The 17,146-nt window shown below is 35.4% G+C and carries 6 protein-coding genes; 1 reads left to right on the forward strand and 5 read right to left on the reverse strand.

Going from position 1 to position 17,146, the window contains the following annotated elements; genetic code table 11:
• Positions 1-23: 23 nt before the first annotated feature.
• The 5 genes from AC3ITQ_RS19080 to AC3ITQ_RS19100 form a co-directional block, all read right to left on the reverse strand.
• Positions 24-581 carry an RNA polymerase sigma-70 factor gene (locus AC3ITQ_RS19080; protein WP_489235719.1) on the reverse strand — a complete coding sequence of 186 codons (558 nt, stop codon included), beginning with the start codon at positions 579-581 and terminating at the stop codon, positions 24-26.
• 573 nt (positions 582-1,154) lie between these two features.
• Positions 1,155-4,328 carry a beta-galactosidase, LacZ type gene (gene lacZ, locus AC3ITQ_RS19085; protein ID WP_489238953.1) on the reverse strand — a complete coding sequence of 1,058 codons (3,174 nt, stop codon included), beginning with the start codon at positions 4,326-4,328 and terminating at the stop codon, positions 1,155-1,157.
• Positions 4,329-4,503: 175 nt separating this feature from the next.
• Positions 4,504-6,015 carry a RagB/SusD family nutrient uptake outer membrane protein gene (locus AC3ITQ_RS19090; RefSeq protein WP_489235720.1) on the reverse strand — a complete coding sequence of 504 codons (1,512 nt, stop codon included), beginning with the start codon at positions 6,013-6,015 and terminating at the stop codon, positions 4,504-4,506.
• A gap of 10 nt (positions 6,016-6,025) precedes the next feature.
• Positions 6,026-9,100: a SusC/RagA family TonB-linked outer membrane protein gene (locus AC3ITQ_RS19095; protein ID WP_489235721.1), complete on the reverse strand. Its 3,075-nt coding sequence runs from the start codon at positions 9,098-9,100 to the stop codon at positions 6,026-6,028.
• Between the two features lie 921 nt (positions 9,101-10,021).
• Complete coding sequence (locus AC3ITQ_RS19100; RefSeq protein ID WP_489235722.1) at positions 10,022-14,074, reverse strand: hybrid sensor histidine kinase/response regulator transcription factor; 4,053 nt, start codon at positions 14,072-14,074, stop codon at positions 10,022-10,024.
• A gap of 707 nt (positions 14,075-14,781) precedes the next feature.
• Between AC3ITQ_RS19100 and bglX the strand changes: the two genes are divergently transcribed.
• Positions 14,782-17,076: a beta-glucosidase BglX gene (bglX, locus tag AC3ITQ_RS19105; protein ID WP_489235723.1), complete on the forward strand. Its 2,295-nt coding sequence runs from the start codon at positions 14,782-14,784 to the stop codon at positions 17,074-17,076.
• The last annotated feature ends 70 nt before the right edge of the window (positions 17,077-17,146 follow it).

Below are 17,146 nucleotides of genomic sequence, written 5' to 3' on the forward strand. Positions count from 1 at the left end.
ACCTTAAATTTGTAAATCTGTTGTTAGTTGAATTCGCCCAAATAGTTTCGCATAAATTTTAACGCATAAGCAATATGATATTTTACGGTTTCGTGCGAAACATTAAGCTCTTGGGCTATCTCTTTATTAGTGTAGTGTTTAATGCGACTCAGAATAAAAACTTCTTTGGATTTTTTGGGAAGTAAGGAAGTGGCTTTATCTACCGCTTCTTGTAGCTCTTCATAGTAAATAGAAGCTTCAGTTGTACTAGTACTGCTATACTCATTATTGCTTCTCTCCACAACCTCCTTGATATATTGGTCGGTAATAGTATGTGATTTTATATAATCTAAAGTCATATATCGAACTGAAGTGTAGATATAAGCTGAAAAATTCTTTTGAATAACTAAAGTCTTTCGACGTTCCCAAATCGTAGTAAAAACCTCCTGAACAATTTCTTCAGAAACCGGAACAGATTTCATTCGCATATAAACAAAGCGAACCAATACATCCCGATACCGAAAGTACAATTCATCAAACGCTTTGTCCTTCCCTTGTCGTAATAATTCAACAAGTTCTTCATCAGTAAACTTCTTATACATAACACATTTGTTTTGCATTATTTACTGAATGTACGAGGGTAGTAAAAGTACCAACTCTCATTATTTTTTTTTGATGTATTCTTAATTTTAAAAATGACATATAGTACAGTGTGTTGTTTTATTATATGTCTTCAAAATTAGAAATCAGGGTAGGTCGATAAGGTTACGGTTACATTAATAAAATGTTCCGATTATAAAACATTGTATTAACATTACGTCTCTGAGATGTTATGAAGTATTTCAAAAATATAAATGACAACAGATGTTCTAAATAATATGCATGGATTAAGGAAAACAATTCACCTAAACAATATTTAGTAATCCTGATTACTCGTGTAGTACTCAACCTCAGGATGAGGATAAAAATTTCATTAATAAAAACAACTAAGCCTGATTAAACAAGAAGTTAATCAGGCTTTAGTTATTTCTAAAAGCAGAGGTTAAGCAAATTATGATTGGGAATCCATTAGCAAAACCAATGCTTTGTAATAAAAATTAAAGTTTCATTAGCCAACAGCTTACTGCTTGAAACTTTGCATGTGAACAAAAAATTTCAGGTCCCCTGCCTGTATTTTATTTCTTTATAGCTTTAATAACAAAACCATAGCTATATTCCTTATTCTTTAATTGGTATTGTTCATGAGGAAGAGCACCCCAACTTGTATCACCACCAAGGCCTCTTTGGGCTAAATCAACACACAGAACCACCTCATGTCGCGGCGTTATATCATTGGTATGACGGTATTTTTTTGTCAGCCCCGGATCAAAATCTTCCGGATAATTATTTAAGACACTTACACTTAATGGCTGCAAACCTTCTATTTCAATACCATTTCCGGAGTTATTAGTCAGTGTTAACCAACGAACATCCGTTTTATATCCATTCTCCTGAGGGCGGCTGTAAGGTACATATTGATCCGCAACTTTACTTTGATAAATCCCTTTCAGGGAAGCGGTATTTCTATCCTGATAATTCTCCCATGGACCTCTTCCATAATAAGAAAAATTATCCAGTTCTTTTTTAAGGGAGAACAGCATACCAAAACGAGGCATCTCCGGTAACTCATTCGTTCCTGCCTTAAATGAATTTAACAAGGAAAAACTTCCATCGGCAGACATCGTGTAGGTAATGGTATAAACAGAAGCTACGTCTTTTAAAAAGAGCTTGGCTACGACAATTGCTTTACCCGATTCTTCCTTAACTTCAATTGCATCTGCATTATTAAATCTCCCCACCGCTCTCCATACGTTACTGATTACTGGCATATTATTACCAAAATCATTATCTGTAGGGGCACGCCAAAAATTAGGGACTGGCATTTGATTGAAATAATACTCCCCATTAGCTTTGTATTGTTGCATCAAACCTGTTTTCTTATCTATGGCTACTTCCACACCACCAGCAGTCAGCGTAATCAGGTCCTTAGTCTCTTTAACAAGTGGTTTTGCGCCTTTAATTGCTGATTTGACAAAGTAATTTCCGCTGCCTATTGAAAATTGTTCACGCGCCACTTCAAAATTTTGAGGCAAAACTTCAGTGCCATATTTGGTGAAAGCGTAAACATTTAAAAGGTATTCCACCCCATCTTCGGTCGTTATTTTGGGCAACTCGATCTGAAGCTGTTTTTTAGATTGTGGAGCAAGGTCAATGTCAAGGGTACCGGATTTAATAAGCAGACCGTTTTTTAAGACTTCATATTTAAAAACATATTCATTAAGGTTGGTATAACCAAATCCATTTTCTACCTCAATAATTCCTTTTGACGGATCAACACTGGTGAAAAGGATGTCCTGATAACCTTTTTTTACTTCAAAAGCACCTGGATGCGGTGTACGATCTGGCCAAACTAGTCCATCATTACAACCGTTTTCATCATTGGTATAATTCTGACCTCCTAAATCACCACCATAGGCCCAATATTTTCGTCCCACTTCATCTGTTACCTCAAATCCCTGATCAACCCAGTCCCAAATAAACCCGCCCTGCATATTTTTACTGCTGCGGATAACATCCCAATATTCCTGAAAATTACCATTGCTATTTCCCATCGAGTGTGCATATTCACACATGATAAAGGGGCGTTTTACATCTTTTCGTTTGGCATATTCTCTCATATAATCCATAGTAGGATACATCGGACAAACCACATCGGTGTTTTCCTGTTCTCCTGCCTGCTCGAATTGAACCAATCTGGTTTTATCTCTATTTTTTACCCAGTTATAAGCCTCGTGAAAAACAGGGCCGTTACCACATTCATTTCCTAATGACCAAAGGATAATGGATGGTTGATTTTTATCCCGTTCAACCAAACTATAGATACGATCCATATGAGCTGCTTTCCATTGCGGAAGATAAGCGGGATGCTTGCTCTGATCAAATGGACCTTGTAATTCAGCTCCCATTGCATGCGTTTCAATATTGGCTTCGTCCACTAAAAACAACCCGTATTTGTTGCATAATTTTACCCACAACAAGTTATTTGGATAATGACTACAACGTACCGCATTAATGTTTAATTGTTTCATTAATTTGATATCTTTCATCATCGTTTCCTTATCCTGATAATGTCCCGTTTTAGGATTATGCTCATGAATATTCACTCCATGAACCATAATTCGAATACCGTTTACTAATAACTGCCCATTTTTTAATTCTACTTTTCTAAAGCCAACCTGAGTAGCAACCGTTTCAATAAACTTTCCGTTCTCGTCTTTTAGTGTAAGTAATAATGTATATAAATTGGGCGTTTCATTACTCCATAATTTAGGTGTCGTAACATTTTCAGTGAGTGTAGCAGATTGCGCTGAATTGGCTCCTACATTTATTTTTATTTCTTTCTTAAAAACTTCTTTTCCTGCTGCATCTACTAATTTGGCTTCGATAGTTTGATTGTTTTTTGCCGCTGTATTGAAGTTCTTTACCTTGACATCTACAGACAGGCTTCCGTTTTTATAAGAAGCATCAAGATCCGGGCGTGCAAAGAAATCTGCTATACGAGTATTAGAAGTACTATAAAGATAGACACTGCGATCAATCCCGGACAAACGCCAAAAATCCTGATCCTCTAAATACGAGCCATCACTCCAACGATATACCTCTATAGCGACTTGATTTTTACCCGCTTTTACATATTTTGTGATATCAAATTCCGAAGGGCTTTTTGTATTCTCGCTATAGCCTACTTTTTGTCCATTTACCCAAATATACATAGCTGAGGTTCCAGCTTCAAAATGCAGGTAAACACGGCGCGCATTCCAATTTTCCGGTAGTTCAAAAGTACGTTTGTAGGACCCAACAGGATTATCTGCATGGTCTATAAAGGGTGGATTTTTAACAAATGGATAAGTTATGTTAGTATAAATAGGAATACCATAACCCATTAATTCCCAGTTGGAAGGTACTGCAATTTCTTTCCAGTTGGTGGTGTTAAAATCGGTTTTAAAAAAATCTTTCGGGCGTTCATCCGGTGTGGGAGACCAATTAAATTTCCACTGTCCGTCTAAAGCTAAAAACCAGGGTGAACGGGTGTATTCATCAGCAATTGCAGAAGATTCGTCTGCATAAGGTAGGAATGCTGCCCGCGCAGCTTCACGATTGATCTCAAAGACAGCCGGGTTTTCCCAATCGTTATTTGCAGGCTTCTCTTGTGCATTGACCACTAAGGAAGACAGGGCAAAAATATAGGTTAAAATTGTATTTTTTTTCATATAAAATATTTTCAAATAGACATCATCAAAATTTATCATTCTCAATGTTTATAACTTACTAGTTAGGCCTTTGCTGGTTTTTAAACGTATCACAGGCAAAAACCAATTGAAATGGCAACATCATAAAAAGAGATGACAAATGACTGATTCAATACCATCAATCATTTGTCAAACTCAGCAATAAACTAACTAATTAAACACATTACCAACCCACTTACCACGGTGAGTTTTGAGTCATATTAGGATTATTATTCAATTCACTCTGTGGAATTGGATAATAGGAGAATTTGGTAGTGAAAAGGTCGCCCCTTTGACTGGCTGTTATTACAGGCTCTAGTATTCCCCATCTTCTTAAGTCGAAGAAATGAAGACCCTCGCGGGCAAATTCAATATTTCTTTGATGCATAATCTCTGTCATCATTTGATCTTTAGACCATCCGGTCATTGAAATATCGGCCAATTTAGCTCTATCTCTAATTCTCTTAACCAATGGTATTGCCTCTGCTACCTTTCCCTGCATTGTTTTTGCCTCGGCAAGCATTAAAAGTACATCGGCATAACGCATTGCAAATTCATTCAATTCAGATTTCCAATCGCCTTCGTCGTTGTTCCACCAATTTTGATTTTTTCTAATCCAAATCGCGTCTGCGCCAAACTTAGTAGCAAAATCTGCATTATAAAAAACACATCCAGGATAGTTCCAAGCCAAAGTAGCTAGTGCTCGGGGATCAAATGCGCCTGTCACCGTTTTCTCTTTTGTCATTGCATTTAATAATACTGTCGTTGGCAATAATTCGTTCCATCCTCCCACTTCACCAGGGGCACATTCCTGCGCCATGGTAGTCGCTCTTGTTCTTTCTGCCGGAGTTCCGCCCCAAATAGTCGAACCACCTACTTTGCTAAATTGAATTTCAAAAACAGATTCCTTACCGTTTTCATGTTTGCCATCAAATAATTCAGCGTAATTATCCACAAGACCATAGCCATTTGTGCCTTCATTATTTACCAATTTAGTAAACTGCTCCTCGGCCTTTGCATAATCTTTCATATACAGATAAGTTTTACCTAAAAAGGCGATAGCCGTATTTTTGGTTACTCTTCCTCTTTGCGCTACAGGATAAATTTCCGGCAAAGCACTATTGGCTGCAAACTGAAAATCGGCGATAACCTGATTCCAAACTTCCGCCTCAGTTGCTTTTGATTTAAAATAATCCGACTGCGTTTGTATTAATTCAGTTGTAATGGGCACAGCTCCAAACTCGTTAACCAAATTAAAATAATTCAATCCTCTTAGAAAAGTAGCTTCTGCTACTAGTTGCTCTCTTTTGGTCTGATCAATATTTTGGATCTGTGGTGCATAACTAATTACCTGATTGGCACGAAAAATCCCAATATACAAGGTTTTAAATATTTCTGCAGTTAGCTTGTTACCAGCATCATTCTTAAAAAAGGAAACAGAATAACGGTCTTGCACGTCATTTCTTGCTACAAAATTTTCAGTTCTATTCTCCTTGAGCTGCATGGCCTGTATTTCCCAATAGCCAGCATTATTATTGTCTACCAGCGTATTGTAGATCGTAGCTACTCCGGATTCAAGATCTTCGGGAGTTTTCCAAAAAGAAGTATTTGTTTGTTGACTTGGATTCTCTAATTCAAGATTGGTATCACATGAACTTAAAACCACAAGTCCTGTCATTAGATATATTATAATGGATTTCTTTTTCATTTTTATCTAGTTAAAAGTTAATTTGCAAACCAAAAAGGATCGTCTTACTTAGTGGATATGATTTGTAATCAATACCACGCCCCCCTAATGCATCTGCTGATACATCCGGGTTATAACCTGAATATTTAGTAAACGTATAAAGGTTATCTCCTGCAAAATAAATTCTACATTTATCGACAGCTACTTGTTTAGTTATACTATTTGGTATCGTATATCCAATCTGAACCGTTTTGATTCTCAGATAAGAACCGTTTTCCAGAAATCGATCTGAATAATCTGCACTATTATTGTTTTTATCATCAATATCCAGCCTCGGAAAATTTGAATTTGGATTAAAAGTGTAGGAGTCTAAAGTGGAACTAGCATAATTGATATTTGATCTTACTGTTTCAAGATCTGTGTTATTTCCATTATAAATTTTATTCCCTGAAGTTCCTTGTAGGGCTATAGTACAATCAAGACCTCTCCAATCTCCTTGAAAACGCATTCCATATTCAAACTTAGGAAAAGCACTTCCTCTATATTGTCTGTCTTCTCCGTTAATTTCTCCGTCTCCATTATAATCAATATAGCGTATATCTCCAACTTGTGCATTCGGCTGAATCAATGTTCCATTTTTACTGTGTGCATCAATCTCTGCCTGAGATCTAAATAATCCGTCAGTCTGTACCAGAAAGAAAGAATAAATAGGATAACCCACTTTAGTATAGGTAACCGGAGCACCATGGAAAGATCCGCTTGATCCTTCTACAACCTGACTTCCCGTACTTAACTCATCTACGTTATTTTTTATACTTGAGAAATTTCCGGTGATACTGAAATTAAAATCTTTTATTTTTTCATTGTATGTCAGGCTCATTTCATATCCTTTGTTGGTTACATTTCCAGCATTGGTATAAGGATTGTTGCTGGATCCAACTGACAATGGAATAGGCACTCTTAACAGTAAATCAGAGGTTTGTTTTTTGAAATAATCAAAAGTATATTGCACTTTACCCTGCCACATATCAAGATCCAATCCAATGTCTGAGGTAGCTGTTTCTTCCCATTTTAAATCTACCGCAGGAGAATTCGTTTGAATATTTCCGTTCCATAATGTATTTGGCTCTCCAACTCCGTAACTGATCCCTGAAGTAATTAATCCTAAATATTGGTAATCCCCTATTTCCTGATTTCCTAATACACCATAACTGGCACGAATTTTTAAATCTGATATTGGCGTTTTTAAATTCGTAAAGAAGGTTTCTTTTCCAATACCCCACGCTGCGGAAACAGACGGGAAATTACCCCATTTGTTATCAGGAGAGAATCGAGAGGATCCATCACGTCTGATAGTGGCCGACAAGCTATATTTATCATCATAAGAATAGATCACACGACCTAAATACGAAACCAAATTATTCTCTAAATTGTAACCACTGGCAGCAGGCTGTACAGCTCCGGAAAGCGTGTATATATTATCCGGTAAACCACTCACAGAGCTTGTTACTGATTTGAAGGTATTGTTATAAACAGTATATCCCACCAAAGCATTTACGTAATTTTTCCCAAAAGACTTAGTATAGTTTAAAGTATTTTCGACCTGAGTGTAAAGATTAAATTCATCTAAGTGAGACAAGTCGTTATCTAAGTTTTTAAAGAAGCCTCCTACCTCATATCTAGGTGTATAATTGTCTCTTTTATAATCTGAAACTGTTGCTCCAAGATTTAATTTGTATTTGAAACCTTCAAAAAAGGTAGCCTCAAGATAAGTATTCAGCAAGGCTTGATAGGTATCGCTGGTGACATCAAGAAGATTTAATGCTGCTACCGGATTAAAGATATCTGTTACAGGACCAGAAGCCCCGCCATATCCTCCAACGGCATCCTCATCGTATATTGCAAATCCGGGAATCATTGTAATAGCACTACCCAGCACGTTTCTTCCCTGTCCAGGTACACCAGGCAATTCTTTTCTTTTTTCTTTGGTCAATAAAATGGTCTCTCCAATCTTGAATATCCCTTTTTTATAATCTGATTTTACCCTGATATTGAAACGCTCGTAATTAGTTTCTTTGATAATTCCCTCCTGATTGTAATAATTCAAAGACATACTGTATTTTAACTTATCGGATCCTCCTAAAAAACCTAACGAATAATTTTGCGTAGGTGCCGCTCTGAATATTTCATCTTGATAATCTACTCCGGCTCCGCCTACTTCAGGATTAAGTGCAATAGGTAATGGTGCTTTTCCAGCTGCACTGTATGCTGCATTACTTACTTTTGCCCACTCTTCCTGATTCAACAAATCCAATTGTTTGGTTACACTGGCCACTCCTCCAAAGACATCCAAAGACACTTTGATGTCGCCTTTTTTTCCAGTCTTTGTGGTAATAATAATTACACCATTTGCAGCTCTTGAGCCGTAAATTGCAGCAGCAGCGGCATCTTTTAAAACCTCGATGGACTCAATATCATTTGGACTTAAGCTATTCATGGAGGATACCTGAATATCATCCACTAAAATCAAAGGATTGTTATTGTTTAATGAACCTGCCCCCCTGATCTGAATTCTGGTTCCCGAACCAGGACTTCCTCCTGCAGCTTCTACAGAAACTCCTGCCACCTTTCCCTGAATAGCACTACCCAGGTTGGTATTACTCTGGGCATCTAATTGTTTTGCCTTCAGACTACTAATAGCACCTGTAGCACCGCTTTTTTTCACGCTTCCGTATCCAATTATTACCACTTCATTCAATGCATTACTCTCTTCATTTAGTGCAACATCTATAACCGTTCGGTTATTGATCGCCTCCTCGACAGTAGTAAAACCAATGTAGGAGAATACAAGTGTGCTTTGTGGATTTGCTACACTTATTTTATAAGTTCCGTCAAAATCGGTTACTGTGCTATTTGAAGTTCCTTTTACTGTTACAGTAACACCTGGAATTTTCTGACCTGTTTTGCTTTCTTGTATAGTTCCTTTAATAACATTTTGTGCTTGCATACCAAGCGATGAGATTAAAACAAAAACCGAAAGTGCGAGTTTAAGTTTTATGAAAAATTTGGTATTTTTCATTCGACTGACATTTTTTTTGTTTTTCATAAATTCATAGTTTTAAAATTGGTTATTGGTTAGTAATTATAATTTTATTTCTTCTTTAATAGGAAGCAAAAAATGATAGTTTCTCTATAGAACCGACCTTGAAATAGAGGTTTTAAATTCATTCTTAGAGGTTCTTTTATTTTGCTTCATTTTCCGAAGAATTATTATAGTATTTATTTAAGGTGGATTTGCACAATTTAAAATGGTCTTCATTATATATTCTTTTAGTATTTCTCTTTCAAAAAAAACCGGCACATCGAATTGTGAATTAATTAACCGTAAAAAACACACTTTTAAGTTACTATTCTAAATGCATTTTTTCGCTTCCCGGAACTAATTATTAATGCAAAGTAATGTGTAGTGAAAAGCATTTATGGGGGGTAAATTCAAGAAAAAAGGAGGTTAAATTCGTTATTCATTTTATTTTAGCATTAAAATTTAATACTATTAAAAAATACAGCCATTTTTTTACACAAAAAATAATTACTTAAAAATCATTTTAAAAGGCTTGTTTCTACTAAAAACACATGAGCAAATTACCCTTAAGCAAATACTTCATATTGATGCGGAATTAAAAGTTCAATACGATTTGCTTCTAAAATGGCAAATCCAGGATTCATTTCCGTATGCTATTTAAAAAAGATATTTACAACCCCATTTACTCCCGGTAAAAAAACAGGAGAACATTCGTAGACGACTTAATAGCATAGAAGTTTAAGACAAAACAACCGGTCCAATAAAGTATTTTTCTTTTAGACAATATAGTCGCAGATGCTAAGTAGCATCCTACACCTCTATATTACACCCTTTACCCGGCAGAAGGACAGCTGAGTCCGGACTTGTTACTTTCAAAGCAAAAGTGAACATCAATTTTCAAGTTCTAAAACAAGTCATAATTACAAACGAAAAAATACAAGAACCTTATTTGACAATATTGGTATCAGCATTAAAAGAACTCTTATATTTTTTGATATACTCTGAGGGCGTCATTCCAAATAACTTTACAAATTGCTGTCTGAAATATTTAGGATCTTCAAAACCAACCTCAGCACTAGCTTGGGCAATATTAATATCTTTTGTTAACATTAGCATAGCGGCTCTTCTTAGGCGAACAGAGCGAATAAAGGAATTTAAAGTCTCTCCCGAAATGATTTTAATTTTGGTATACAGCATACTATGGCTCATTCCCATTTCCATTGCAAAATTTTTAATCTTAAAATCTCTTTTATGAATATTGGATTCCACAATATCGATACATTTTTCTAATAGATCCTGATATTCAACAGGAACTTTCTGTGTATTTTCTTTCAGGGTTATGCTCTCCAAAAAGTATTTACGCAAATTACTTCGATTCCTCAATAAAGAATCTACCCGCGCCACGAGCATATCATCATCAAATGGTTTTGTAATATAATCATCAGCACCATCGCTTATTCCCTGAAGATGTGTTTCTGGATTTTTTGATGCCGTTAATAAGATAACCGGAATATGAGACAACGCATTATTTTCTTTTATTCTTCTACACAACTCCAGACCATCTAATTCCTCCATTGTAATATCACTTATTACTAAATCCGGCATGTGTCTTTTAGTCAATTTCAGGCCTTCTTCGCCATTTTCTGCACTATAAACAATATAGACATCTGAAAACAATTTGATCAAATAGTTTCTTATTTCAGCATTATCATCAATAATCAAAACAGTACGTTTGTCTGTCAACATTATTTTATGGATATCATTTTCTGAAACAGCAGCTGAAACCGAATTATGATCCTCATCTGTTTCATCACCAAGAAGCTCATTAAGCAATTGACTTCTTTGATTAACAATATTGATAATTTCAGCACCTTCAAAGTGATTTCCTCCTTTTAAGAATGTCAATTTAAATATACTCCCTTTTCCGATTTCACTGGTACAACTTACGGTTCCTTTATGTTTTTCGATAAAATACTTAACAATATAAAGCCCAATTCCAAAACCTGTCCCAACGGATACTTTTGAATTTATTTGCCTGAATTTTTCGAAGATAACCTCCATATTCTTTTCTTCGATTCCCTTACCATTATCTGCAATTTCAAGAAAAACCTCAGCATCATTTTCCGTAAGTTTTAGTTTAATTTCGCCTCCTGCAGCAGTATATTTAAAAGCATTAGACATTAAATTAAATAATGAAATTTCAATTTTTTCATAATCTCCGATAATTTCAATAGTATGATCCGGCAAACTAAGATCGTACTTGATGTTCTTATCTTTTGCCTGATTAACAAAACATTGATACACCTCATTACAAAGGCTATTTACATTAATCGTTGACAATCTGAGCGAATCAGCATCATTTTCAGCTTTACGAAAAAGCAATAATTGATCCACCAGACTCAGAAGTCTTCGTGCATTTCTATGAGCAATCGCTAAATCGCTTCCTGAAGAGCCATTTTGCACACTTTCTTTTTGAACGGCCTTTTTCAGTGGATTTATGATGAGTGAAAGCGGCGTACGAAACTCGTGTGAGATATAAGTAAACATTGAAGATTGCTTCTCCGCAATTTCCTTTTCTTTCTTGCTTTCTAATTCAGCAATTTTTACTTTGTACTTTAGATTTTCCTTATTTTTACTGTATTTTATGTAGGCAAACACAATTGCAACAAGAGCAAATAAGTATAAAATATAAGCCCACCAAGCCCTATACCACGGCGGCATAACCACTATTGTAATAAGATTTGCTTCTTCGTTCCAGCCTCCTTTAAAATTGGTTGTCTTTACCTTAAACGTATATTTTCCCTCGGGTAATCTCGAATAATTTGCTTTTCGTATCTGCCCGGCATAAGTCCAGCGATTGTCCCAACCCTCGAGAAAGTACGCATACTTTATTTTATCAGCATCATTAAAATCCAACGCGACAAACTCTATTGATAGGGTAGTTTGGTCATAGGGCAGCTTTACCATTTTGATCTTACCGCAATCCCACGTTGAGATTAATTCCTTTGAACTTTCCTCAATAGGCTTGTTGTTTACATAAAAATCGGAGAGTACTACGTTGTTCTTCTGGTTGAACTCTTTAATTTTTTCAGGAAAAAAGACATTAAATCCGTTTATTCCACCAAATAGAAATTCTCCGGAAGCTAATTTTAATCCGGCATTAAAACTAAACTGATTATTTTGAAGTCCGTCATTTACCGAAAAATTCCTAAATATTTTCCTTTTCCAGTCTAATCTGCAAATACCATTATAGGTACTCATCCATAAATTCCCTTTTTTGTCTTCGAGTAATCTTAAAATTGTATTTGAAGGCAAACCATCTTCGGTGGTCAGACGTTTAAACGTTTTTACTTTGCGATCAAATAACAGCAACCCTCCTTCCTGGGTACCAACCCAGAGGTTTTTACTTTTATCTTCAAGTATGCAGCGAACCGGATTACTAACACTGATCCGGCTGTGTTTTCTTTTTTCTTTGTCAATAACAACCAAAGAGGTGTAATTTCCTCCCCAGAGTTTGCCATCACTAGTCTCTGTAAGGCATTGCAAATTATCAATTCCCCGATCGTAAAGCAGAAAATTATTTTTACTCCTGTCAAAGAGATATAAAAAACCTTCATTAGTAGCACTGGCCCAAATATTTCCTTTAGAATCCTTGTAAACCAACCATATATTTTTCTCGATATGTTTTGTGTACGGATTATAACAAGAAAAATGACTTACAGTACGATCAGAATTAATACGGTTTATACCACCTGCCCAGGTAGACAGCCATATATCATTATTGTTGTCTCTTATAATACTGGTAATAAAACCACTTGAGAGTTTATTGGGATATTTTACATAGGAATTATTCTTTCTGTCCCAATACTTTAAACCTGCCCCATCAGTTCCTATCCAAATATTGTTTTTTTCATCTTCACAAAATGAGAGAATAAAATTCTCTGTAGGATCATTCCCTACGGCATTATAGCGAATACTTTTAAAATATTTTGGCGTACCACTCAACATGCTTATACCTCCGCGCAGGGTTCCAATCCATTTGTTTCCTGCTGTATCTTCATACAAACACTCGATGGAATTACTCTTTAAAAGTTGATGATCGCGCACTGAATTATAGGCTACCGCTTTTTTACTTTCACCTACGACCTTATAAATACCACAGCCATCTGTGGCAAGCCACAATTCTTTTTTCTTATCTAAAAGAATATCGGTAACAGTACATTTTTCTGAAAAATAATTATGGGAAAGCAAACCAGATTTGGTGTTCAAAAGATAGAGCCCCTCATCGGTACCCAACCAAAGATTATGATCTAAAGAAACCTGCATCGATTCCACGTCCATGGATAAAGAAAAGAGCACCTTCAATTTTTTTGAATGGTAATCATATTTACAAATACCCACATTCCTAACATACACCCAGCAATAACCTTTACCCTTGTCCTCTTCGAGAACCATAGCATCGTATTTGTATTTAATATCTTTATTATTTAATCCTTCAAGGGGTATATTTCTACCGGTAAAGGATCCGTTCTCAAACAGAAGTAACCCTAAATTTTGTGTACCTACCAATACCTGTTCTTTGTAAACCGATTTTATCTGACGAATAATATCCTTGAGTACTTTTGGTTTACTATTAGCAAAACGATATTGAACGGGATAAAAGGTAGCATTGCTTTTATTATAAACGCAAACTCCATTGGAGCCTCCGACCCAAATATTTTTCTTTGAATCTCCCTCGATATAATAAATATTATTAAATCGCAATGATTTTGCATCCTTAACACTATTTCGATAAACTTTAAAATTATAGCCATCATACCTGTTTAAGCCATCGTAAGTACCAAACCACATATACCCGTCACTATCCTGAAATATTGATCGTATTGAAGTATGAGATAAACCATTTGGGGTATCAAGAAATTTAACTGCATATTCTTGCGACCACCCCATTAAAGGAAGCCCCACTAACAGTATAAATTGCAGCACAAAATATTTCAAGATAAGATACGTTTTTTAGTTTTTTGTAGAAAGCACAATAATAAGCAATAATACAGATAATTTAGTTTTTAATTTTATAAAAAAAAGTCATTTATTTATTATTTTGCACGTTTTAATTTATAATTCATATTTGAATATGAGTTAATTTTGATTTTCATTTATGACGGAAAAATAAGTTCAATTGACATCAAATAGTATATTTTTAAAATTCAAATTCCAGACTTCCCTATTTGAAGTGAGAAACTGTCATTAAAAAATAAAAATAGAATCTTCCAGCTTTTGCATTAAATCACTTTCAATGCTTATAGATCATCAAAAAAGATCATATAGATTTCCTAACTCTAATTTGAAATATATCAATTCCAAAAGAGCTTATTTTTTATTAGTGCTTTTTTTAGATCTAAAATTAAAACTTGCCCAATCTCTTAAAAGAATCCTATAGTTAGGTTTTTCCCCAGTAGCATTGAAGCTAAAAGATTTATTAGAAATCTCTCTATTTTATTAGCATTGACGCTGCGTATTGCATCATTTGTTTTAGAGAATGCTTCAAATGTATTACTATTGGTACTACTGTAAAACTACATTTACAATCCAAAAAATTGTACAGATTTGAATACTCAAAAGTTTTGAATTCTATAAGCGATAATTAAATCGGCAAAAATAATGCTTTACATAATTTAATAACTTCTATAAAAACCAAAACCACAATGATTAAAAAACAAATTAAAAAATATGTCTTTTTATTTCTAATCCTTTTTGGAAACGGATATGCACAAACAAAAAAACATCTGGATGCCAATAAACCGATTGAAGATCGGATTTCACTTTTGATGAAAGAAATGACTTTAGAAGAAAAAGTAGGGCAAATGAACCAATATAATGGCTTTTGGGATGTGACCGGACCCGCGCCAAAAGGCGGCAGCGCTGAATTAAAATACGAACACTTAAGAAAAGGTATGGTTGGATCAATGCTTACTGTTCGAGGTGTAAAAGAAGTTCGTGCCGTACAGAAAATCGCTGTAGAAGAAACCCGTTTGGGAATTCCATTGATAATTGGTTTTGATGTTATTCACGGTTATAAGACGTTAAGCCCTATTCCACTGGCAGAAGCGTCAAGCTGGGATTTGGAAGCTATTAAAAAATCGGCAGCAATTGCAGCAGCTGAGGCTTCAGCATCTGGAATTAACTGGACATTTGCACCCAATGTTGACGTTTCAAATGATGCACGCTGGGGACGTGTGATGGAAGGTGCTGGTGAAGATCCATATTTGGGAAGTAAAATAGGCTACGCTAGAGTAAAAGGTTTTCAGGGAGAAAATGTTGCTGATTTGGCTAAAGTAAATACAATTGCGGCTTGTGCAAAACACTTTGCAGCATACGGTTTTGTTGAAGCTGGATTAGAATATAATAGTGTAGACATAAGTACTTCGAAATTATACAACTCCGTTTTCCCTCCTTTTGAAGCTACTATACAAGCGGGAATTCGTACGTTTATGAATTCGTTTAATACTTTGAATGGAATTCCGGCGACAGGAAATACCTTTTTACAAAGAGATATTTTAAAAGGGAAATGGAAGTTTGACGGATTTGTGGTTTCAGATTATGCTTCTATTCGCGAAATGATTGCACACGGTTATGCAAAAGACGAAGCCGATGCAACAGCGAAAGCGGTCAATGCAGGTTCTGATATGGATATGGAATCATATTTATATGTGGCAAAGTTAGTTGGACTTGTAAAAGAAGGAAAAGTAAAAGAAGCATTGGTCGATGATGCCGTTCGCAGAATTTTGCGTGTAAAATTTGAATTAGGCTTATTTGATGATCCGTACAGATACTGCGACGAAAAGCGAGAAAAAGAAGTTGTTGGAAACAAAGCCAATAATGACGGGGTTTTAGACATGGCAAAGAAATCAATTGTTTTATTGAAGAATGAGAAGAATCTATTACCGCTGAAAAAATCCGGACAAAAAATTGCTTTGATCGGCGCTTTGGCAAATGATAAAAACAGTCCGTTAGGAAGCTGGAGAATCGCAGCGGATGATAATACTGCTATTTCGGTGTTAGAAGGAATGCAGCAATACAAAGACAATCAATTGACTTTTGAAAAAGGTGCCGATTTGCTTTCGCAAAAAGCTACTTTCCTTACAGAAACCGTTTTCAATACAACAGATAAAAGCGGTTTTGAAGCGGCAAAAACGGCAGCAAAAAATGCTGACGTCGTGGTAATGGTATTAGGTGAATACGGTTTTCAAAGCGGAGAAGCCCGAAGCAGAACCGATTTAAACTTACCTGGAGTTCAACAGGAATTATTAGAAGAAATTTACAAAGTAAATCCGAATATCGTTTTAGTTTTAAATAACGGTCGTCCGCTTTCTATTCCATGGGCGGCAGAACATATTCCTTCAATTGTAGAAGCCTGGCATTTAGGAACTCAAACAGGTAATGCAGTTGCTCAGGTTTTATATGGCGATTACAACCCAAGCGGAAAATTGACAATGTCATTCCCGAGAAATGTGGGTCAGGTTCCAATTTATTACAACAAATACAGTACAGGAAGACCAATTGATAGTGATAAAAATGTTTTTTGGTCACATTATATGGATGTCGAAAAAACACCTCAATTCCCTTTTGGTTTTGGATTAAGCTATACGAAGTTTGATTATAAAAATTTGAAATTGAATAAAACAACTTTTGCAAAAGGAGAAAAAATTCAAGTTAGCGTTGACGTTACCAATACAGGAAATTTTGACGGAAAAGAAGTGGTTCAATTGTATATAAATGATCCTGTTGCAAGTGTAGTGAGACCCCTTAAAGAATTAAAAGGTTTTGAACTTATTACACTAAAAAAGGGAGAAACTAAAACAGTTCAATTTACATTGACAGAGAAGGAACTTGGTTTTTATGATAATGAAGGTAATTTTTTAGTAGAACCTGGTTTGTTCAATATCATGGTCGGCTGGAATTCTAATGAAGGTCTTACCAGTAAATTTGAACTAAAATAAAAGGGAAAGAAATTCATAATTCTTTCCCTAACATAAAGTTGTTTTTAAATAACCTGAGTACGATTCATCA

Source organism: Flavobacterium sp. KH_001 (assembly GCF_057840745.1).